The sequence below is a fragment of the Dasania sp. GY-MA-18 genome (assembly GCF_024734385.1).
Lineage (GTDB): Bacteria > Pseudomonadota > Gammaproteobacteria > Pseudomonadales > Dasaniaceae > Dasania > Dasania phycosphaerae.
The window spans coordinates 114,603-137,449 of record NZ_JANHAP010000009.1; the positions used below are offsets into that span (position 1 = coordinate 114,603).

Sequence of the window (22,847 nt, forward strand, 5' to 3'; positions counted from 1 at the left end):
ATCGTATGGATATAAAAGTTAGTGGCCTTAAAGTCAAATATCCTCGCACATCAGGATATGCACTAGAGATTGATTCGCTTGAAATTCAACAGGGTACCTTTCTTGCTGTGATAGGTGAGTCAGGTTCTGGAAAGACTACTTTTTTAAAAGCACTGTCCGGACAAATTAAATGCTATACCGGATCTATAGATATAAAAATAAAAGACGAAATGAATAATAGAGATCTATCTGCAAGCAAACATAGTTCTTTGATCTATCAAGGTGATGCTTTGTGCGATACCTTTAATGTTCTAGAGAATGTTCTTATAGGAAGATTGAATCATCAATCACTGATAAGAAAGATTTTTATGCGTTACAGTAATCATGATATAGATGTAGCGCTTGAAGCTATTAGGAAAGTAGGGATGGAAAAATATGTCTTCCGAAAAGCTAGTGAATTGTCTGGAGGCCAGCGTCAGCGCGTATCAATAGCTAGAGCAATAGTTCAGGAAAAACCCATTCTATTAGCAGATGAGCCTATTGCATCATTAGATCCAATTAATGCTGATCGTATAATTCAGCTGTTATCAGATTTGGCACATTGTGAAAATATGACTGTTATTGTTAACCTGCATCAGATGAATTTGGTGAATAAATATTTTAATAATATTCTCGGTCTCAAAAATGGAAAAATCCAATGTTGCTCAAAATATGGTGATTTCAATCAAGCTGGTATGGTGGAAAAATTTTATGGGTAAGCAATATTGGGGTCTGGATATAACGAAAATGCAGTTCCATATTGCAAGTGTTCCTGTAAAGCAGCGTGTTGATATAGCTCTTCTGATTTTTAGTTCGGTTTTAATTATGATACAAGATTTCAGTTTGTTGCTGATTGTATTCATGATTTCCTCCCTCGCATACCATATTGCACACTACCATTATGAGAGAAGTAGTCAGATCTTATTGGAGCAATACAGTGTTAGTAGCTCAGTTTCTTTGGGGGCGATAAGCAGATTGGCGTACCCGGTTTGGTGGATACCAGTACTTAATTGGAATTATATCCGTATTATGACAGCCATACTTGTTATTCATTATCTTTATAGGATCACAGAGTTTAGTGTTGACGAAATAGCTCATGGTGCACCAATAATACTAGACTTATTTCAAGGTTTGTTACGTCCAGATTTAACTCATTTATATGATGCAGTTTACATTTATGCTAGACAAACAATCGAGGTTGCATTACTTGGTACATTTATTGGTTTTTTTATCGCGATCCCATTAAGTATGCTTTGCGCTGATAATCTTATTAAGAAAGGTATTTTGGGTGCGGCTGTATATTATACGGTGCGGATGCTAGTAACTGTCATAAGGGCATTACCAACGTTTTTACTTGGTCTAATATTTGTAGCGATGGTGGGGTTAGGCCCTTTTCCAGGAGTGCTAGCAATCAGTATTTTCTCTGCTGGGATAATGGTTAAATTATTTTCTGAAACTTTTGAATCTTTACCTACAGAGATGGCAGGTGTTGTTAAACGTTGCGGAGGTAATTGGGTAAACGTAATTTATTATCACTATATTCCAAAAGCAGCTCCATTGATTGTGGCGCAAACACTATATTGCATGGAGATTAATATTCATAGTGCAACGGTTTTGGGATTAATTGGTGCAGAGGGAATAGGTTTGCCAATACATGAGTATCTGTCTGCTATGGCATTTTCCATCGCATCAGCGTATATATTGGTTACTGTCATTATGACTGTGTTAACGGATTACCTATCGGTTTATTTAAGGTCGAAGATATCATAATAGTTTTAAGGCTAATCAAACTAGGCCGATAGGATTTTTTTGAGGGGAATAAATGAAAATTAAATTTATGGTTATATTCTTATTTTCAGGTTGCGCTTTTGCAGATGGATTAGTTTTAGAGAGTAATGACCTAAAGGGGCAGTTGAATATTAAGCAGGTGCTATCAGGCTTCGGTTGTAACGGTGGAAATATATCCCCTCATCTCAGATGGGATAAGCCGCCTGAAGGAACAAAGAGCTTTGCTATAACTGTTTATGATAAGGACGCGCCGACTGGGAGTGGCTTTTGGCATTGGATTATGTTTGATATCCCCCATACTGTACTTGAGATTCCAGCTGCTACTGGAGGTAATGCTAAGAACAAAATGCTAAACGGAGCTATTCAAAGTACTACAAGTTTTGGAACAAAAGGTTATGGTGGTGCTTGTCCGCCTGTTGGCGACAGTCCCCATCAATATTTATTCACGGTATATGCATTGTCTGTACAAAAACTTGGGCTAGATGAGAGTGCTACCCCAGAACTCGTCGGTTACAGTCTTGAAGAAAATGTATTAGAGAAGGCATCTATTGTTACTTATTTGAGACGGTGATAAACGCGTAATCCTATGCATGGGTATTGTTTTAATTGAAGGGTGCTTAGTCTTCTTAATGTGATAATCTATAATGTATGCAGCGTGTTATGTATTGGTAAGTTTTTAACGCGTGATTAATTTTCATTGGGAATTATCGCTAAAAGATCAGTTGTGCCAACGCTAATACCTTCTTGCGACAAAAGAGTTGTTACCTGACCTCTGTGATGTGTTTGGTGGTTGAAAAAATGTAAAAGAAGATAAGAAAACTGCTTAGTGATCTCTGCTCCTTTCGAGTTTGTATAGGTGAAATTTTTACTTAATAAGGGGTAATAAAGCTTACCCATTAGCTCAATGATTTCGCAGTCGATTATCTGTCGATGCAGATAGAGTTCGAAGATGTCATAATAGAGAATGTCATCGAGATTTTTAGGTTTTGGGAGTTGTTTTGTATGGAGTAGTAAGTCGTTTGGTAATTCAGTCTGAGAAAAGCGATTTAACCAAATTAAGTCCGCAACTAATATATGGTTTAATGTACCTATAATTGACCCGAAGAAAGCACCACGATCTTTAGATAGTTCTGCGTTTTCCAATTTGGAAGCAGAGTCATACACTTTTTTATTCAGCTGCTGGTTATACTCAGCAAGTAGTAGAAATTGGTGTTCTAGTATCATGGAATAATCTACCTGGTTATAAAATAAAGGCATGTCAATTTGCGGTGTGGCTTCTGTTTTATGGCCTGTAGTCTAAGGTCAGTTCGGCCAATTGACGTGCAAGTCCATGAGCTGGTATTTCTCATGTTTTAGCAACATATTAATACTATCAGTTCACAAGGCGTTAAGAAATGGCTTTTCATTATCCGTTTGACTGGATTTTTAGGGGGAAAGGTCACTCGAAAGCCTCTGTCATTCGAGAGATTAACCAAAGCACCACCGTTCCCGACAGCGGTTATATGGTGCGAGATGAAAAAACCAAAGGCTTCTTTTGTCTGGATCACCGCACTGTAGACGGTAAGTGCAACATTATCACCGATGTGCATGACAGTGTTCCCTATCTCAAGCTACCGGAATTTTGCGTAGTATATGCACTAACGTCTGAAATACAGCTAAACTACTATATACATCATTGGGCTTTTCTATGTGGTTCGACAGCCTTACAAATCTACCACCTGTCATCGATCTAGAAGCCTCTAGTCTGAATCGGCAACACAGTTACCCCATATCCTGCGGTTTGGTAGTCAGAGGGCGTAGCTGTTATTGGATAATTGAACCTGAGCCCGATTGGAATGTTTGGTCTGCGACAAGCCAAGCCGTTCATGGGCTAACTCGTCCCTATCTGGAAAAAGAGGGCTTGCCGCTTAAACAGGTTCAGGCTGAAATTGCTTCGGCCCTATCAGGCTTTGGTGTGATTTATTCCGATGCTCCAGAGTGGGGCGGGCTGTGGTGTGCGAAATTGGGCATAGACGGTATTCGCTTCGGGATATCCACCAGCTGCCGCCCCCTCTAAATAAAGCCGCCTCAAGCAACAAGTTGTCCGCTTTATGGAGAAAGAGAGCCTGTCACCACACCGCGCTGTACATGATGCGATAGCTATCGCCATGGCGGCCAATAGCCTATTAGTTTAGTGGATCATTATGGCTGAACCTCAGTAAAATAGGGCCCTATGACCAATTAATCCTAATTAATCAAAGCTTGATTAATTAGGATTAATTGGTGGTATTTTGATCGGCATCGCATGGCGTTTTCCTTCCTAGGGGCTCTACTGTTTGGTAAGCCCTTAGCTCTATCACTGATACTTTAAAATCATAATGAAAAGTCAAGGTGTTGACCAGTATTGTGCACTAGCACCATACTGCTGGTTGTAGAGGTAACTATGAAAATAAGCCTTCATTTTGACCGGCAATTCTGATGTTACAGCGATGATGAATCTAATTAGGACCGCTGGATTCAAGATCTGGTCATTACTGTATGGAGGTGTTTGCGGGGGAATAATGATTCAGCGATTAAAAATTTGGTTGAAGGGCCGAGTTGCTAACACAATGCCGAGCACAGCTCCTGCAAAGCCAACTGGGTTATCTGAAGAGAGTAAAAAGAAACTAAGTCAGCTTTCTAAACAAGTTAGAACTGGTAAGTATACTGATCTGACAGGTGGTTTGACCGCTGTGATTCATCGATAATTATTAAGTTGACCTTCTCCAAAAAACTATGCCACAGCCTATTAGATTTTCAATTGTGGCGAGATCTCTTTACTTGGCTCAACCTCTGCTCTTTTTCTTTGATTGGCTCCTCACGCCGCTGACATCTTTACAAAATTGATACGCTCATCTTAGTCGGTTTGCGGCGGCCTCATTACAAAAATACTGCGTCCTTGTGGTCAGAGCAGCTATGCAGGGTCCCCAGCGAGGTCTTCAGGTAAAATCGGCACGGCTTTCATGTGCGGCCAGTGTAGTGTGCAAATCCGTCCAGCGCTCGCACCCTTAACTTCTGATAGGCTCTTTATGTATGATTTTTCTCGGAGGAGTTGTAATGGTAGGCTCAAGAATAAAATAAGTACATTTCCTTCAGCCCATTGTTGGTTGTTGTTTTTCTATTAGCTCGCCTCGAATTTTTCAGTTTTGACTCATTCCTATATCTGCAATTGGTGAATATTTTCTTCCTTCGGCATTTGGAAATTCTCTGCCCCGTACAATAGGGATAGTGATTTGACTTCTTTTGTGGGTGTATCTTTAGTAAGGGTCAAGACAATGATGTTTTCTATTTAAATGCCAGCAACTGAATTAAGCAATTCGTAATTTCTTCTTCAGGTATTTTTAGAGCTAGGGTGGTATATAAGCCCTTGATAGGTACCTCTTAAGAGAAAGCATTTTTTTGCCATAACTAAGCCATTAAAAAAATTTAAAATCTAGGCCTGAGGTCTGTGATAGAGTCTCAAGCTGTTAATAGGGAGCTTATTTTTGTTCCCTTCCTGACGTTATCGATTCAATCAAAAAAAATGCCCTTACACTTTGTGGGATTCTATAAATCTAGGTGGATTAGGTCATGAAATAATGATTTAATGCTCAGTATAGGGCTATATTGCCCCATTAATGAAAACTTAAGTTATTGATTGAATGAATATTGCTAGTGATCGTGTTGTTTATCTGATCTCCGGTTCAGACAAAAAGGCCCTAAAAAGTGAATGCTACACCTAACCCTGAAACCACCACTGGTGGTAATGCCCTTAAGTTTTATTCTTCTGTGCGTTTAGATATACGCCGCACCGGTGCCGTTAAAGATGGCGAAGAAGTCATAGGTAACGAAACCCGCGTTAAAGTCGTTAAAAACAAAGTGTCACCACCGTTCAAACAAGCTGAGTTCCAAATCCACTACGGTAAAGGTATTTACCACATGGGTGAGGTTATAGACTTAGGCGTTAAGCTTAACTTGGTGGATAAGTCTGGCGCTTGGTATGCCTATAAAGGCGACAAAATAGGCCAAGGTAAAGCCAATGCAGCGCGCTTTTTAAGTGATAATCCAGAAATTGCCGCTGAAATTGAAAAACAAATTCGTGCTGAGTTATTAGTGGTACCTACCTCTAATGCTGAAAAAGCCGATGTGGCCAGCAAGGCCGCGGCAGCAACAGCAAAAGCAGAGGCTGTGGCGGCTGAATAAGCCTGCCGGAGTTGGCTAACTAGCGGGCGTGCTGTTATGGAAGATTATCATCAAGCTGATGACGCAGCACGCGAGCTAGAGCCTGAACAAAGCTCAAAAAAAAGCCCCAAAAAAAAGCCTCAACTAAAGCCCGAAAATCCCTCTCGTGATATACGCCTGGCAGCAATGAACTTGCTAGCTAGGCGTGAGCACGGTTATCAAGAGCTGCTCACCAAGTTGGGTAGCAAGTTCTCTAAATCTGAACACCATCCTCCAGAGCTAATTACAGAACAATTGCAAATCCTGCGAGAGCAAGGCTTGCAAAGCGATGAGCGTTTTGTGGAAGCGTTTATTAATAGCAAAAAAAACAGTGGTAAGGGGCCTATGGTGGTGCGGCAACAGCTGCAGCAAAAGGGTTTAAGCGCAGAGCTAATAGCGCTGAGCTTAGAGGCTGTAGAGGATGAATGGTTTGCCCTTGCCCAAGATCTCTATGAGCGCAAATACCAAGGCCGCCCCATAGCTGACCACAAAGAAAAAGCCAAGCGTATGCGCTTTATGCAAAGCCGTGGTTTTAGCTTTGACCATTTTATTCATTTATTGGATACCCCCAGTATTTAATGATTCGTTAATTTACTTTTCGACTCTTTATCTATTTTGTTAATCTAATGAGGTGGGTGCTGACGAGCTTGATTCTAAAGTCATTAATTAATGTTACGAGAAAAGGGGTAGAAGAGAATAAAGATTTTAAAACGTTAAAATGATGAAATAGTATAATAAGATAGCTATGAGCTATATCGAAGCAAAAAAACCTTCAAGCAACAGTTTTCTGCTTGAAGGTTTTTTATAATCTAAACTGCGGATTGTTAAAGGTTATATTGAATCATAAACTGAGGATGTCTTTCGATTGGCAGATCTAAACCATATTTATTCTTCCACCAGCTATATTCTAAACCTATGTAAAGTTTTCCGGCGTCATCGAAGAGACTGTGCCCTAGGTCAAAAAGAATATGAGGTTGGGCAAGTATAGAGCTTTTGGTAGAGCCACCACGTTCGCCAATGAAATCAACAAAGCCATCGAACATCCATTTAGTATTGCCTATTTCAAAAGGGAATCCCCATACTGGCGTAACAATATAGGATTTGTCGCCGTCAGCACGATGTACCGCACCTGCAACATCATCATAAACTGAAATTGATACAGCGGCATAGCTAAAGCCGGGAAGGTCTAGGTTAAGATTAATGCCATAAGTAAGTACTTGGAAGTCATTGCCGGCATTGATGCCACCATGCAAGGCTACATCTTTAATAATCCCAGCTGAAAACGATTTGCCAGTTATTTTTGATAGGCTTAAATTAGTGTAATACTCAGAGTAAACAGTTGTACTGTCATCTGGGGCACTAGTATTTTCTTTATAAATATCAACAAAGAAGTAGTTGTCACCGTATTCCCAGCCACTAGCATGTTCGAGCGTAATAGTGGTCATTGTTGTGTCAAAATCACCGGTTCCAAAATCATAAACATCGCTGCCGCCTTGTAGAATCTCTACATTTGTATCGCTCCATGTCGCAGCTTGTGCGGCGTTGAAGCATAGGGAAGTTGATATGGCAGCAAAAATATAGTTACTTAATGTGTTATTTTTTTTCATTTATTTCTCCTGATCTTAGTGTCATTTTTGTTATTAAAAGCTAAGAATTTGACGGTTTGTTCAATGATTATTAGATTGAAGTTGCCGCACAGATTTTGAGAACTGTCTGGACTCTAAATCTAGGTGTTGATAGTAGGTGTGAATACGAGAGTAAGTGAAATGAGTAGTTTCAATAGAGGCATTGATAAATACAATGATGATGGCATGTTCATAATAAAAAATTAGGCTATGATGAATAATATTGAAAATAACGGGCGGTCTTATATTGGTGTTATTAATATCTATTAAATACAGAGTGATTATTTATAGAGATAATGATGGCTAATCATAAATAATGAAGGCAGCATAAAGACGGGGGGCGTGAGGATTACAGATGTAAGCTAAATATTATAATAACGTTAATAATTTAGGCAGTTCCTATACGGTTCTGCATAGAAGTATAGGTAAAACAATGATCAATATTTCTTTGCGGCAAATGCGATATTTTATTGCCGTAGCTGAAGCCGGTAGGATTAACCTCGCGGCACAGCAGGTTAATATTTCTCCTTCCGCTATTACTGAATCCCTAAAGCTGTTAGAGCAAGAATTAGCAGTAATATTATTTGAGCGGCATCAACGAGGGGTGCGCTTAACTTATGATGGTCATCGCTTCTTAGATCATTGTAAAAGTGTTATGACGATGATGTTAGATGTGGATTACTCCTTTAGACAGCAAAAGCGATTGATGTTTGAGTCTTTGAAAATAGGGGCTTCAGCTGCTGTGATGGGCTATTTTTTACCTATGCCTTTGGTTAGATTAAGTCGAGTATACCCGCAATTAGAAATTGATGTGACTGAGCATGATCGTGAAAAAATAGAACACATGATTGTAAATGGTGATTTGGATTTGGCTGTGATGTTGACTTCTAATATGGAGTTATCGAGTGGGTTGGAAATTGAAAGTTTGTTTGAATCAAAGCGTACATTGTGCTGCTCTTCACATCATCGTTTTGCTGGCATGGATGGTGTTACATTAGCTGATATTTGCCAAGAACCCTATATTCAACTTTGCATGGACGAGACCGATAAAAATACAGAGGCAATCTGGACAGGATATGGAAATAAGCCGAAAAAAATATTTCGTACAGAATCTATTGAGGCGGTTAGAAGCTTTGTGGCTAGCGGTCAGTATGTAACAATTTTGTCGCAATTGCTTTTTCGGTCTTGGTCGCTAGAAGGGGGGCGGCTGATGTCTAAGGATATCTCTGATCATGTTCCATCAATGAGTTTAGGCTTGGTCTGGTCGTCAGAGCGTGAAATAACACCATCAATGCAGGCTGTAATCGATTTTTTAAAAATGGAGTGTAAGCATAATAGGTTTCGAGGGGAGACAGTAAGTTACGCTTAATGGCTGTTTTCACGAACGATTAAAATTAGATGGATTTAAATCAGGTCCGTATTTTCTTTATACTTTTAAGTAGCAAGTTTCATTTCTCTTGTTTTAAAAGGAAATAGGGTGTTGATTGATAGTCAATTTAATTGACATTATTTTTTAGGAGTCATTTTTATTGATTCTTAAAGTAAAAATAAATAAATTTACGTTGTTGTTTTTATTAATTAGATTGAAAGCGCATAAAAAGCCGGTACGGATCAAACTGATTTAATCAAAATGGTTGGAGGCGTTAATGAATAATGATAAAAAAACAAAGTCTACAATAATGAAATCAAGAAGAGATTTTATTAAGGCAGCTAGTGCAGCATCTGGTATTGCAGCGTTGGGTGGTGTCGCCCCCATGCTGATGTCAAAAAAAGCGAATGCAGCACCGAGAGAGATGACATTGCTTGCGTGGTATGGGCATGGCGAGAAGGATATTGTTGAGGCCTTCGAGCAAGCCAATAACTGTAAGGTAAAAGCAAAATATTACACAGGTGGTGACAATATGCTGGCGCTAATTGCACAGTCTCCGCCAGGAACATACGATGTAGTGCTTTCTGATGCCGAGTATGTTCTTCAGCTTAAAGAAGCAGGTTTTGTTGAAAAGCTTAACCCTAGTGATTACCCATTCGATGATTATTGGCCAGAGTTCCAGCGTTTTGGTGGCCACTGGAGTGGTAAAGAGCTTTACTCAGTAGCACTGCGATTTGGTTTCTTAGGGGTTTCCTACAACTCTGAAAACATTAGCGAAAAAGAAGCAATGAGTTACTCGTTATTGTGGGATGAAAAGCTTAAGGGAAGAGTGGGGCACTTTGACTGGCATCTGCCTAACCTGGGTTGTATGAGTATGTATATGGGCAACCCAAACCCCTATGATATTAACCAGAAAAAATTTGAGGCATTAACGAGCAAAACCATGGAGATACGCTCACAAGTCAATGGGTTTTATGACTATGGTGGTACCTTCTCATCACTCAAAAATGGTCAAATTCAAGCCATGTGTGGCATTGGGGACTGGATTACTGGCGTTTTACAAAAAGATGGAAGCCCGGTGCGTACGGTGATTCCAGAAGAGGGAGGCTTACAGTGGACAGAGTCGTTGTGTATTGGAAAAAATGCTAAAAACCATGACCTAGCCCGTAAATTTATCCAGTATATGTCTAGCCCTGAAGGTCAGGTTCGGTCAGCTAATATGGCTGCCTATCCCGCTGCAATTGTTAATAAAAAAGCTTGGGAGTTACTCGCTAAAGTGACCCCAGAGGAAGCCAAAAGGCAGCGCATGGAACTTGGGAAAGATAATGTAATTAGTGATATCAGAAATGGACGAGTGAAATACCGCACGCTACCAGTGCAGCAATCACTAGAGACGTGGAATGATTTCTGGCTTGAGTATAAAAATAGTTAGTAAATCATCAGGGTCAAGGGGAGGACTCTCCCCTTGAACTTTCACTTTATTACTTTTTACTGCCTGACCAAATATTAAGTTACGGAGGTTGCAGTGGGCTTAATTTCAAATCGTTCGATTTTCTCCGCATTTTTTAGTTTTCCACCCTTAATTTATCAACTTGCTTTTTTTGTTTTTCCGCTATTTTTCTTACTAGTTTTATCTTTTTGGAGTGTAAAATTTTACCGTGTTCAGCCAGATTTTACCTTTAGTAATTGGCTGTATATATTTGAGAAAGGGTATTTTTGGAAGTCTTATGGATGGACATTTTCCTTAGCAGCAATGACGTCCATTATTGCTAGCGTCATAGCATTCCCCGCTTCATATTATATCTCTTTTAAACTTTCTGAAAATATTAAACGAATTGTTCTTTTGTCATTAATTGTTCCATTTTTTACCAGTTATTTAGTGCGAATATATTCGTGGCAAGTGTTTCTTAATGATAATGGAATTATTAATGCGGCCCTTGATTATATAGGAGTAGGTGCTGTTGCGATGATTAATACTAAGCTAGGGTCAGTCATAGGTTATTTGACTTTGAGCTTACCGTTGGTGATTTTACTGCAAGTATTTAGTTTGTCGAATATTGACAGGAACTTAGTTGAAGCGGCGCATAATCTAAAGTGTTCTCCACTAAAAACAATTTTCTTAGTGGTTATTCCAGCTGCACGCGTTGGCCTGGTGCTGGCTGCACTATTTTGTTTTATTTTAAGTTTTGGTGATTTTGTAAGTCCAATTTACTTAGGTGGAGCAACAACGCAAACACTGAGTATTCTTATAATCGATCTCAGTAAAGCTGGGCAGCAATGGCCGCGAGCAGCTGTTGTGGCTATTACTATGATAGTCACTTTGTTGGCGACGACATTTTTAGCGCTTCGCTTTGCATATAAGGGGAAAAGTTAAATGAATGCACGGCTTAATAACAGTTTATTGTGTCTATACTTATTAATAATTTTGGGTTTCATTTTTTCACCTATTATTGCCAGCTTTATATTCTCCTTTAATGCGGATAGGTTTCCTTCGTTACCATTAGGGGAGTTTAGTGTTAAGTGGTATGAGGCTGTTAATGAGGACGCTGACGTATGGGCGGGGTTTTATCGCACCTTGACAGTGGGTGTTAGTGTAGCGATGGTGTCAACATTTTTGGGGTTTTGTGCTGCTTATACAGACTACCGTTATAGTTTTACCGGTAAGTCAGTATACCTTGCTTTAGCGCTACTACCGCCTACGGTGCCATTGATTATTATGGGCCTAGCGATGCTGTTCTTCCTATCAAGGGTTGACCTGTCAGGTGGGACGCATTCAGTTATTATCAGCCATGTTGTAATGTGTACGCCTTTTGCTATGGCGCTCATTCGATTACGTCTGTCGCAAATGGATCCCGATCTGGAGTCTGCAGCCTGGAACTTAGGTGCGAGTCAGTGGGGTGCGATGCGGTTTGTTATTTTTCCATTTTGCCTGCCGGCTATTGTTTCTTCACTTCTTATTACTATGGCTGTTTCTTTTGATGAATTTGCTGTTGCCTGGTTTGTTTCAGGGTTAAATGAGACGCTGCCTGTTAGAATTTTGAGTTTTTTGCAAGGGCAAGTTAGTCCGCGTATTAATGCCATCGGAAGTGTTGTGTTTATGCTTAGTATGATGCTGGTTATTGCCGCTAATATTATTTTAATGCGTAACTCCTCTAAAAAAACAACAGAAGAATAAGATTTTAAAAAAGGGTTGATAAGATGTCAGAAAGCTTAGTTGAATTTAGAAACGTTAGTAAACATTTTGATGATTACACAGCCGTCGATAATCTTAACCTGTCCATCGAGCAGGGCGAGTTTATTGCGCTTATGGGATCATCAGGTTGTGGTAAAACGACTAGCCTACGTATGTTGGCAGGTTTTGAAGAGCCTAGTGAGGGGGAAGTGTTGCTGCGGGGTAAATGTATTAATCACCTTAAATCCTACCAGCGAAACACGCCTTTAGTATGGCAAACCTTAGCTCTTTTTCCCTTTTTAAGCGTTGTCGAAAATGTTGAGTTTGGTCTTAGAATGCAAAAGGTTGCAAAACCAGAACGCCGTAAGCGCGCTTTAAAATGGCTTGATAACCTCGCTATAGCTGAATTCGCTGAACGCAGAGTCGACCAGTTATCCGGTGGTCAGCGCCAACGTGTGGCGCTGGCGCGCACGCTGGTAACCGAACCTGAGATTTTGTTGCTAGATGAGCCGTTAAGTGCCCTAGATAGCAATATGGTTGTGCATATGCAAGGAGTGCTAACTGAGCTACAGCGTGAGCTTGGTATTACCTTTATTTATGTGACGCACAGCCAGTCAGAGGCATTTGCCATGGCTGATCGTGTAGTGATTATGAATGAGGGAAGAGTACAGCAGATAGGAAGCCCTAAAGATTTATATCAGCGACCTAATAACCATTTTGTGGCCGGTTTTGTCGGTAAAAATAACATTCTGGGTGGCCAATACAAATCAGAGCACAATGGCATTTGGGTGTTGGCTGGTAACGATGGTGATTATAAGATTAAAGCCAGTGAAGCTGAGCCTGCTGACAGGTCTGCCGCTACTGATTTTGCGATTAGTGCCGATCGTGTTTTTGTTTCTCGTACGGTGAATTCAGATTTTGATAATCAATTTCTGTGCCGCTTAAAAGGTGAGGAATTTGTTGGCTCAGCGGTCGTTTTATATTTAGAGACTGAGTCGGGTGAACAGATCATATCGCTGGTTACCCAGGCGCAAATGGAGGTGCTTGGTGATCTGAAAAAGGGTGATTATTACGCTCATTGGCAATCGGATCATTGTCATATTATCAAGCCTTAATGTTTAGCCTATTCTGCTCATATATGTATTAACTTGCCTATTTGCTCTTGGGAATGGGTTAGGGGTGGCGGCACTATTGCTCATGGCAGAGTTGGTTGTATGGGAAATGCGCGCTCTGCACTTGTTAATAATGTCGTTATTTAAACTTTGACTGATACGCTATTATTTTCTGCGGTTTTTGGTGGTGTAAATAAGTGTTATTTACCTGCCAATAACGACCATATATGGGCTGTTAGCCCTTTTGCTCAAACGGCATTTGTGTCGCCAATGCTGCCATTTGAACTACTCATTTTACCTGTTTTTTATACTGTGTTTTTATGTTTCTAAGCCGTTATTTCTCAAACAGTTTAAGGGATATCAGCTTAGGCTCTTGGTGTGATAGAGCATGCTCGTACAAGCCAAGATTTATAATTATTTGGTAGAGAATAATAGGAATTAATAATGAAAGTAGAAATGCCAAAGATTTTAGTTATACCTAATGGTGAAAAAGTAAAAGGTACATTTTCAAAAGAGGAAATGTCTTCGCGATTAAGTATATTGCGCAAGCACATGGCTGAGAATGATATTGAAGCGGTGCTTTTTACCTCCTATCACAATATTAATTATTTTGGTGACTTCGTTTATTGCTCATTTGGTCGCAACTACGGTCTAGTTGTTACCCAGGACGAAACAACCACAATCACTGCTAATATTGATGGTGGTCAACCCCATAGAAGAAGCCAGGATAGCAATATTGTTTATACTGACTGGCAAAAAGACAACTTTTTCCACGCTGTAAAATCATTGATAAAAAATGGCGGTCGAGTAGGTGTCGAATACGATCATATGCACCTGCAAAATCTTAAAAAGATGGAATCTATATTGCCGAATGCTGAGTTCGTTGATGTAGGTGTTGCAACCATGCAACAGCGTATGAGAAAGTCAGCCGAAGAAATCGAACTTATCAAGCATGGCGCTCGTGTTGCTGATATCGGTGGTGCGGCTTGCCGTGATGCCATTAAAGCTGGTGTGCCTGAATACGAGGTGGCGTTAGCGTCCACACAAGCCATGGTAAGAGAGATTGCAAGAACCTTCCCAGAAGCTGAATTGATGGATACGTGGACATGGTTCCAGTCGGGTATTAACACCGACGGCGCACATAACCCCGTTACTTCTAGAAAAATAGAGTCTGGTGATATACTAAGCCTGAACTGCTTCCCTATGATTGCTGGTTACTACACTGCGCTTGAGCGTACTCTGTTTTGTGAATCAGTATCAGATCGTCACCTAGAGCTGTGGAATGTTAATGTTGAAGTTCACCGCCGTGGTCTTGAGTTAATTAAGCCTGGCGCACGCTGTTGTGATATAGCTGCAGAATTAAACGAGATTTATCTTGAGCGTGACCTACTTCAGTACCGTACATTTGGCTATGGTCATTCATTTGGTACTTTGAGCCATTACTATGGGCGTGAGGCCGGTTTAGAGTTGCGCGAAGATGTTGATACTGTCATCGAGCCAGGAATGGTGGTTTCAATGGAGCCTATGATCATGATCCCTGAGGGAATGCCGGGCGCCGGTGGCTACCGCGAGCATGATATTTTGGTGATAGATGACAATGGTGTTGAAAATATAACCAAGTTTCCCTTTGGGCCTGAACATAATATCGTGTGATTTTAGCTATTGCGAAGAACGCTAATAGTAATATGGCTATAGATGCCTTTATTCAAATAATGACTATCATTATTTGAATAGCATGTGAGGGCTTGATGAAGTTTAGCTAGGCTAATTTCTGATAGCGCTCACATACTAATAACCGAACACTATAATGATAATAGAGGTTAAGATGAATACGAGTAGTGATACTTATGGCTCGCCCCGTTTGTTGGTGGGCCGCCATGATGAATATGACTATGTTGCAAAAGAGGGGTTTTTAAAAGGACTAAACCCATGTGTAACATTATCATCGTTGTTAATTGTTATTGTCTTCGTGACATACACCGTTTTATACCAAGAGTCGGCGGGGGCGCTATTTGATAGCTTACGTAGCACCATAACTTACTACTTTTCCTGGTATTATATTTTAATTGCCGCGGGTTTTCTGATTTTCAATGGCTGGTTAGCCCTAGGCCCTTACGGCAAGGTTAAACTGGGTAGTGAAAATGATAAGCCGGAATACAGTTATTTTTCATGGTTTGTCATGCTGTTTGCTGCGGGTCAGGGTATAGGCTTGATATTTTGGAGCATTGCCGAGCCCATGTTCCATTTTCAAGGTAACCCATTTAGTGAGGGCGGTACTGCCGAAGCTGCTGGCGTAGCTATGCGCATTAGCTTTTTTCACTGGGGACTGCATGCGTGGTCTATTTACTGCATTGTTGCAATTTGTTTGGCCTATGCAGTTCATCGAAGAGGAATGCCCTTAACAATTCGTTCTACTCTAGAGCCTTTGCTCGGTGATAAAATTCACGGCCCTTTAGGTAATGCTGCTGATATCCTAGCCGTGTTTGCCACGATCTTTGGTATTGCAACATCCCTAGGTTTAGGTGTTCAGCAAATTAATGCGGGCTTAAACTTTGTATTTGGTACAGAAATATCAGTCACAACACAGCTGGGCTTAATCGCTATTATCACGGTGGTTGCTATTATTTCGGTGTGTACAGGTGTGGGTAAAGGTATAAAGCTTTTCAGCCAGTTGAACTTTTGGCTTAGCTTAATGCTTATGGCTTTCTTTTTCTTTTGGGGGCCAACACGTTACTTAATACTACTATTAATCCAATCGACTGGTGACTACGTCGCTAATTTTATCCCTTTTAGTTTTTGGGGTGGTGCTAATACCCAAGACCCTTCTGCTTGGGAGAGCTGGAAGTCAAGCTGGCAGGGTTGGTGGACAGTATTTTATTGGGGCTGGTGGATCTCGTGGGCACCCTTTGTAGGTGTGTTTATCGCACGTATCTCTAAAGGCCGTACAATTCGAGAGTTTATCTTCGGTGTTATTATGGTACCAACAATTATGACTTTTGTTTGGTTGGCACTATTTGGCGGCACTGCCTTGAGTATTGATCTGTTTGGGGCTGGAGGTGTGGGTGCGGCTGTATCTGAGAACCTTACCACTGCGCTCTATATGACATTTAATCTAATGGATGTGGGTAGCTTGGCTGTAGTTGCTGGTTTTGTAGGCACTATCCTAGTAGGGACCTATTTCATAACCTCATCAGACTCGGGTACATTGGTATTAACGACTATTATGTCTAACGGTAATCCTCACCCTAAGATACATCACCGCATTAGCTGGGGTTTAATTGAAGGAATCGTGGCGGCTACTTTATTGGTAGCAGGTGGTGCGGCAGCGTTGTCTATCTTACAGACTGCTTCCATTATGGCGTCATTACCGTTTTCTTTTATTATGCTGTTTATGTGTTACAGCTTGTATAAAGCCTTGCAGAAAGAGCCGGCAATGGCAACTGCTCAGCCTGCGGTAAGTTAATCTGGTTTAAGCAATCGTAAGCAACACCTAGCGCTGCTGTGTTAGGTGTTTTTTGTATTTTTAACAAAGGAATTACCCATATGAAAGATAGTGTTCATATCTCAGAACTGGCTTTTACTCGGTATAACGAGCTGGTCAAAGATGGTGAAACTGTTGTAATGCTCCCTGTTGGAGCGTTAGAACAGCATGGGCCTCACATGTCGATGAATCCTGATGTACTGATCCCCACCGCTATTTCTGAGCGTGTTGCTAAAAAAGCGGGTGCGCTAGTGGCGCCAGCCATTACCTATGGCTATAAGTCGCAGCAACAATCTGGCGGCGGTAACCACTTACCTGGTACAACCAGCCTTGATGGTATGACAGTGACAGCAACTATCCGTGATGTGATAAAAGAATTTGCTCGCCATGGTGCTAGAAAAATTGTTTTAATGAATGGCCACTTCGAAAACTCGATGTTTATCGTCGAGGGTATTGATTTAGCCTTGCGTGAGTTGCGCTGGGATGGGATTAAGAATATTCGAGTAAGCATTATTTCTTACTGGGATTTCGTATTGGAAGATACCATCGAAAAAATATATCCAGATGGTTTTACTGGCTGGGATATAGAGCATGGCGGCGTATTAGAAACTTCCATTATGTTAGCTTTATACCCTCAGTTTGTTGATATGAGTAAGGTTGTTGACCACGACCCAGCAGAGTTCCCGCCTTATGATAGTTTTCCTGTTAACCCAGAGTTGACCCCGCCCTCTGGTACATTATCCTCGGCTAAAAAAGCGACAGCAGAAAAAGGTAATCTTTTAATCGAGGTTTGTGTTAATGGTATTACTAAAGCCCTTGATGATATGTTTTAACGTCAAGAAATGGTTTTATATACCTTCTCAAAAAAGGGGTTCGCTTGATTATTTTGGGCGGGCTCTTTTTTTATAGGTCAACAATGTCAGTATGTGACTGAATATAAGTTATCTTGAGCTGTGTAAGCTATCGCGTAAATATTCTAATAGTCTGGCGGCGGCAGGCGACAATTCACTCATATTATAATAAAAGCCTATAGCAACATTTCCCAGCTCAGGAAGTATATCGCTACTTCTAAAAGATTTTAAACCCGGTAGCATGGTGCTTTTTGCCAGTGCACTTATGCCCATGCCTGCTTCAACAGCGAAATGAATGCCATGTAATGTTGCAGTGCTGTAAACAATTCTCCAGCTTATATTGGCATCATTAAGTGTTTTTATAATGTGATTTCTATAAAGGCAGCCCTCGGGGTACATTATAAGTGGCAAGGGTTTGCTGTTATCTGGGGTATAATCGGCCCCAGTGACCCACATAATAGGGTTAGTGATTCCGTCTTTGTTGATAGAATTAACATGTTCTAGCTCTTCAATGACCATGATTAAGTCGTAAGCACCTTTTTTAAAGTCACGTTGTAAGTTGGTGCACAAATCACTTGTTACTTCTAAAGTGGCTTCGGGGTTTGCTGTGGTGTATCGGCTTAATATTGAGGTCAAAAAGCGGTTTTCAAAATCGTTGGGTATGCCAAGCTTTACTTTTCCGTGAGTGCTAGGCTTATTGTACCGTAATACCATTTCATCATTTAAATCTAATATTTTCCGGGAATAAGCTACAACTAAGTGACCATCTTCGGTGAGTTGAAGGCCGCGATCACGGTTAAATAGTGGGAATCCAATTAATTCTTCCAAACGTTTTATTTGTAAGCTGACAGTCGACTGGGTACGGCCGAGAATATTTCCTGCGCGTGTAAACCCGCCCTGGTCAACTGCAGTTACTAGTGTTCGTAGCAGGTCTATTGGCAGGTTTTTCATTAATATGCTCCCTTCGTACAAATTTTCTGATAAATTTTTATGTTATCGATTATCAAGTTTTGTTAAATGGTTTAGCTGGCATAGGATTGCCGGGCCTGGCTTGGAGAGATGCCAAAGTATTCTTTGAAGCAGTGGCTGAAATGTGTCGAGCTAAGAAATCCGCAGGCTGAAGCAATGTTGGCGATTGAATCTTCCCCCTGTAGCAATAAGCGGCGTGCGTTGGTAATACGTAACTCTAAATAATAGCGCGATGGTGTGGTTTCTAGATGTGATTGAAATAATCGCTCAACACGGCGGCGCGATACGCCGGCGTATGTAGCTAAGTCGTTAATGCCCAGCGGCTCCTCAATGTTGGAGTTCATCAGCTGTAGTAAGGTGCGTAGTGTTTCTGGGTAGTTTTGATTGTCGGTGTTTATGGTGAGGGTTGAACTACTGTTTTCGGTTACCTGGTCGCAGCTCAAAATTTCTCGAATCGCGCGCACTATATCACGCCCCTGTTTTTTCTCTATTAACGACAGCATCATTTCTAAAGCGCTAATCGGCCCGGCACTGGTAGCGTGTTTATCATCAATGATATGTGTTTGTTTTGAAATTTTTACCCGGTTAAAGCGTTCTTGCATAAAAGCATGGTTATCGGGGTGTAGGGCGCATTCTTGATTATCAAGTAGCCCAGCATTGGCTAGTGCAATTGCGCCGTTCCACAATCCGCCAAGTGTGATGTCTCGCTTAGCGGCAGCTTTGAGTTTTGCACTTAAGACGCTGTGTTGATTAAGTGAGCAGCGGTAGCCGCCGCAAACGATAATTATGTCAGCAGCGTTTTCTCCTTCTATAGCTAGCTTGTCAAGCCCCCCATTTGTGTTGATGTCAATTGATAGATCGCTTTTCACTGCCTGGCCGTTTAGGCTAAAAGTAGAGAAGCTAAATTGAGCAAAGCTTCGTACCAGGTTTGCTGTTACCAGTGCGTCAACGGCGGCAGTAAAGGCCATCATTGAGAAGTGTTCAAGCAGTACGAAGGCGACTCGAGTTGGCTGATCATTTTCGCCCTGTAATGACAGAAACGCGCTGTTGGAGTCCCGCATTAAATGGTTAAAGCTGCGTTTATTTTTATATTTATTCATTAGTTCTGTAGCTCAAATAGGTTGTGGTGTTAAGGGCACTATTATGCTAGCTATTTTTGCTGCTTAGTTGTTTCTAATGTTTCTAAATTTGATGGCTATATACTCGGCTTTATTGGCCAGAAGTCAATAACCATTATACCAATATTTATTCGTTATCTCTTACCTAAGTAATGCCGGTAATAGCCTGTGGTTGTATCGATTATTAATTTTATTGTTGATTGTCGCAAATACGCAGATTTGGTCGTATTGGCGCAACTATCCCTTTTTGTTATTGGTTAGCATGGTTTCAACAGCGCTAGTACAAGTTTTTATTGTTCTGGTTTTGGGACATGTTTGTTTAAGCGGGCTGCAAAGCCCAGTATAGAGGTAAGTTATTGTGTTTAATGAAAATAATAAATTAGAAGAATTCGATGGCGAGCTCTGGAATGCCATTCAGGCTGAGAAAGTTCGACAAGAAAAACATATTGAATTAATAGCATCCGAAAATTATACCAGTCCTTTGGTTATGCAGGCCCAGGGTTCAGCATTAACCAATAAGTATGCCGAGGGCTATCCTGGTAAGCGTTATTACGGTGGTTGCGAGCATGTTGACGTGGTGGAGACGCTAGCCATTAGTAGAGCTAAGCAGCTTTTTGGCGCAGATTATGCCAATGTACAGCCGCACTCTGGTTCACAGGCTAATGCCGCTGTTTACATGGCTTTGGTGCAGCCCGGTGATACGATATTAGGTATGAGCTTGGCTCACGGTGGCCACTTAACCCATGGTTCTCATGTCAGCTTTTCTGGCAAGATATATAACGCTGTACAGTATGGCTTGACTGAAACCGGTGAGATCAATTACGCCGAGGTTGAAGCGCTAGCGAAAGAGCATAAGCCCAAGATGATAGTTGCCGGCTTCTCAGCCTACTCTCGCATCGCTGATTGGGCACGGTTCCGCGAAATCGCCGATGCGGTTGGTGCTTATCTTTTTGTTGATATGGCCCATGTGGCGGGGCTAGTGGCTGCTGGCCTGTATCCTAATCCGCTTCCGTTTGCCGATGTAGTAACCACCACGACTCATAAAACATTGCGCGGCCCACGCGGTGGTTTAATTGTGTGTCGCTCTAACCCCGACTTAGAGAAAAAGTTAGATTCGGCTATTTTCCCTGGAGGCCAGGGCGGGCCGTTAATGCATGTCATTGCGGCTAAAGCTGTCGCTTTTAAAGAGGCATTAGAGCCTTCATTTAAAGAGTACCAGGCTCAGGTAGTGGCAAATGCAAAAGCTATGGCGCAAGTATTTATGCATCGTGGTTACGACGTTGTTTCAGGCGGAACAGACAACCATCTATTTCTTCTTAGCCTTATCAAACAGGGGTTAACAGGTAAAGCTGCTGATGCCGCTTTGGGTCAGGCTTTTATTACGGTTAATAAAAATGCCGTCCCTAACGATCCACAATCGCCATTTGTAACTTCTGGTTTGCGTATTGGTTCTCCAGTTATTACTACGCGTGGATTAAAAGAGGCGCAGTGTGCGGAGTTGGCAGAGTGGATCGCAGATATTCTTGATGCTATGCAAGCTGGTGACGCCAGTGAGGCTATTGCTGAAGTGAAAGAAAGAGTCCATTCACTTTGCATGGATTATCCCGCGTACGGATATTCAGTGTCGGCTAATAAGTAGTGTTAGATAAATTTAATCGTTGTATAAAACAGTGAGTGATAGAAATGGCTGTTAGTTTATTCGATATGCTAAAAGTGGGTATTGGACCATCTAGCTCTCATACAGTAGGGCCTATGAAAGCGGCTTATTTATTTGCCGCAGCCTTGCAAGATGCCGGTTTATTAGATGCCGTTGCACGCGTGCAATGTCAGTTGTACGGCTCATTGGGGGCTACAGGTAAAGGGCATGGTTCTGGTCCTGCAGTGTTACTTGGGCTGGAGGGGTTTTTGCCCGAAGAGATAAATCCTGCCATTGTGGTGCCTAGATCAACTGAGATTTGTAAACAATCACAGTTAATGTTGTTGGGCGAGCATTCGGTGGCTTTTGATGAAGCCAGTGATCTTATTTTTCATCGCCAAGAGTCATTGCCGTTTCATGCTAATGGTATGAGTTTTTCAGCCTGGAGTAGTAATGGCGATTTGTTAAATCACCGCGTTTACTATTCAGTGGGTGGTGGATTTGTAGTTGATGAAGATGCCGCAGGTGCGGATCGTATCGTTGAAGACACTACCGAGCTACCTTACCCGTTTCGTACTGGTGCAGAGCTATTGGCGATATGTGAAAGTGAAGATTTGGCTATTGCTGATGTGATGTTTGCCAACGAGCAAGTCTGGCGCACTGAGGATGAAATTACAGATGGCATACTAAAAATCTGGGAGGTCATGAAAGAGTGTGTACAAAACGGTATTCAAAACGAAGGTATTCTGCCTGGAGGTTTAAAAGTTAAACGTCGTGCTGCGGCCTTATATCGCGATCTAAAAAATCGCAGTCGCATGGACATGATTACGCCATCGCTAGGGGCCCTAGATTGGGTCAACCTTTATGCCTTAGCGGTTAATGAAGAGAATGCTGCCGGTGGCCGTATGGTTACCGCACCCACCAACGGCGCGGCGGGCATTATCCCAGCCGTGCTGCATTACTACTGCAATTTTTGCCCTAATGCCAACGACGAAGGTGTGATCCGCTTTCTATTGACGGCAGCAGCAATAGGTATTCTGTTTAAAGAGAACGCCTCCATTTCAGGTGCTGAAGTGGGCTGTCAGGGTGAGGTGGGCTCGGCCTGTGCAATGGCCGCGGCTGGGTTGGCAGAAGCCACCGGTGGCACCCCTCAACAAGTAGAAAACGCTGCAGAGATTGGCATGGAGCACAATCTAGGTCTGACCTGTGACCCTATAGGTGGTTTGGTACAAGTGCCCTGCATAGAGCGCAATGCTATGGCGTCATTAAAAGCGATTAACGCCGCAGCATTAGCGTTACGTGGTGATGGCAAGCACTTTGTCTCCTTGGATAAAGTGATTCTCACCATGCGTGAGACCGGCAAGGACATGCTGGATAAATACAAAGAAACATCTAGGGGAGGTTTGGCTGTCAATATTATCGAATGTTGATAGGTCGATTCGACAAAGCCATTGTTGGGCGTTTGCGCCCGGCATTTAAAGAGGAAACTT

Annotated in this window: 18 protein-coding genes and 1 pseudogene; 15 read left to right on the forward strand and 4 right to left on the reverse strand. The window is 41.7% G+C overall.

The features are described 5' to 3' along the window. Positions 1-5: 5 nt before the first annotated feature. From NO559_RS11935 to NO559_RS11945, 3 genes are read left to right on the forward strand one after another with little or no spacing between them, the layout of a single operon-like run. Entirely contained in the window at positions 6-737 is a 732-nt protein-coding gene (locus NO559_RS11935) for a phosphonate ABC transporter ATP-binding protein (RefSeq protein ID WP_258332071.1), read from the forward strand. Further along, positions 664-1,788, forward strand: a complete 1,125-nt coding sequence (locus tag NO559_RS11940) for an ABC transporter permease (protein WP_258332075.1) — start codon at positions 664-666, stop codon at positions 1,786-1,788. Before NO559_RS11935 ends, NO559_RS11940 begins: the two co-directional genes overlap by 74 nt. Positions 1,789-1,840: 52 nt before the next feature. Continuing rightward, complete coding sequence (locus tag NO559_RS11945) at positions 1,841-2,377, forward strand: YbhB/YbcL family Raf kinase inhibitor-like protein (protein ID WP_258332076.1); 537 nt, start codon at positions 1,841-1,843, stop codon at positions 2,375-2,377. A 116-nt stretch (positions 2,378-2,493) separates the two neighbouring features. Here the strand turns inward: NO559_RS11945 and NO559_RS11950 are convergent, their stop codons facing one another. After that, positions 2,494-3,030 carry a DinB family protein gene (locus NO559_RS11950; protein ID WP_258332077.1) on the reverse strand — a complete coding sequence of 179 codons (537 nt, stop codon included), beginning with the start codon at positions 3,028-3,030 and terminating at the stop codon, positions 2,494-2,496. 2,514 nt (positions 3,031-5,544) lie between these two features. On the opposite strand from NO559_RS11950, the pseudogene NO559_RS11955 reads away from it, so the two are divergent. Beyond that, a pseudogene (locus NO559_RS11955) lies at positions 5,545-6,006 on the forward strand (DNA recombination/repair protein RecA); the annotation flags it as partial. A gap of 36 nt (positions 6,007-6,042) precedes the next feature. Next, the gene (locus tag NO559_RS11960; protein WP_258332078.1) at positions 6,043-6,603 is read left to right on the forward strand and encodes a regulatory protein RecX; all 561 of its coding nucleotides are present in this window, start codon (positions 6,043-6,045) and stop codon (positions 6,601-6,603) included. Positions 6,604-6,848: 245 nt separating this feature from the next. On the opposite strand, the gene NO559_RS11965 is transcribed toward NO559_RS11960, so the two are convergent. Continuing rightward, positions 6,849-7,631 carry a DUF5020 family protein gene (locus NO559_RS11965; protein WP_258332079.1) on the reverse strand — a complete coding sequence of 261 codons (783 nt, stop codon included), beginning with the start codon at positions 7,629-7,631 and terminating at the stop codon, positions 6,849-6,851. A gap of 451 nt (positions 7,632-8,082) precedes the next feature. On the opposite strand from NO559_RS11965, the gene NO559_RS11970 reads away from it, so the two are divergent. From NO559_RS11970 to NO559_RS12005, 8 genes are all read left to right on the forward strand, one after another. Beyond that, positions 8,083-9,018, forward strand: coding sequence for a LysR family transcriptional regulator (locus NO559_RS11970; RefSeq protein ID WP_258332080.1), 936 nt, complete (start codon positions 8,083-8,085; stop codon positions 9,016-9,018). Between the two features lie 277 nt (positions 9,019-9,295). Then, on the forward strand, positions 9,296-10,450 hold the full coding sequence (locus NO559_RS11975) for a spermidine/putrescine ABC transporter substrate-binding protein (protein WP_258332081.1): 1,155 nt from the start codon (positions 9,296-9,298) through the stop codon (positions 10,448-10,450). Between the two features lie 93 nt (positions 10,451-10,543). Further along, complete coding sequence (locus NO559_RS11980) at positions 10,544-11,392, forward strand: ABC transporter permease (protein WP_258332082.1); 849 nt, start codon at positions 10,544-10,546, stop codon at positions 11,390-11,392. After that, positions 11,393-12,193 carry an ABC transporter permease gene (locus NO559_RS11985; protein ID WP_258332083.1) on the forward strand — a complete coding sequence of 267 codons (801 nt, stop codon included), beginning with the start codon at positions 11,393-11,395 and terminating at the stop codon, positions 12,191-12,193. It begins immediately after the preceding gene. A 23-nt stretch (positions 12,194-12,216) separates the two neighbouring features. Further along, positions 12,217-13,305 (forward strand): ABC transporter ATP-binding protein, encoded by a 1,089-nt coding sequence (locus tag NO559_RS11990; protein WP_258332084.1) that lies wholly within the window; start codon positions 12,217-12,219, stop codon positions 13,303-13,305. 441 nt (positions 13,306-13,746) lie between these two features. Continuing rightward, positions 13,747-14,955 (forward strand): M24 family metallopeptidase, encoded by a 1,209-nt coding sequence (locus tag NO559_RS11995; RefSeq protein WP_258332085.1) that lies wholly within the window; start codon positions 13,747-13,749, stop codon positions 14,953-14,955. 172 nt (positions 14,956-15,127) lie between these two features. Beyond that, positions 15,128-16,765 (forward strand): BCCT family transporter, encoded by a 1,638-nt coding sequence (locus NO559_RS12000; protein WP_258332086.1) that lies wholly within the window; start codon positions 15,128-15,130, stop codon positions 16,763-16,765. 80 nt (positions 16,766-16,845) lie between these two features. After that, positions 16,846-17,616, forward strand: a complete 771-nt coding sequence (locus NO559_RS12005; RefSeq protein ID WP_258332087.1) for a creatininase — start codon at positions 16,846-16,848, stop codon at positions 17,614-17,616. A gap of 108 nt (positions 17,617-17,724) precedes the next feature. Here the strand turns inward: NO559_RS12005 and NO559_RS12010 are convergent, their stop codons facing one another. Next, positions 17,725-18,585, reverse strand: a complete 861-nt coding sequence (locus NO559_RS12010) for a LysR substrate-binding domain-containing protein (RefSeq protein ID WP_258332088.1) — start codon at positions 18,583-18,585, stop codon at positions 17,725-17,727. Positions 18,586-18,656: 71 nt separating this feature from the next. After that, a complete protein-coding gene (locus NO559_RS12015; RefSeq protein ID WP_258332089.1) occupies positions 18,657-19,703 on the reverse strand; it encodes a GlxA family transcriptional regulator in 1,047 nt (348 codons plus the stop codon). Between the two features lie 376 nt (positions 19,704-20,079). On the opposite strand from NO559_RS12015, the gene glyA reads away from it, so the two are divergent. Together glyA and NO559_RS12025 are read left to right on the forward strand one after the other, a co-directional pair. After that, complete coding sequence (glyA, locus tag NO559_RS12020) at positions 20,080-21,360, forward strand: serine hydroxymethyltransferase (RefSeq protein ID WP_258332090.1); 1,281 nt, start codon at positions 20,080-20,082, stop codon at positions 21,358-21,360. 44 nt (positions 21,361-21,404) lie between these two features. Then, entirely contained in the window at positions 21,405-22,787 is a 1,383-nt protein-coding gene (locus tag NO559_RS12025; protein ID WP_258332091.1) for an L-serine ammonia-lyase, read from the forward strand. The last annotated feature ends 60 nt before the right edge of the window (positions 22,788-22,847 follow it).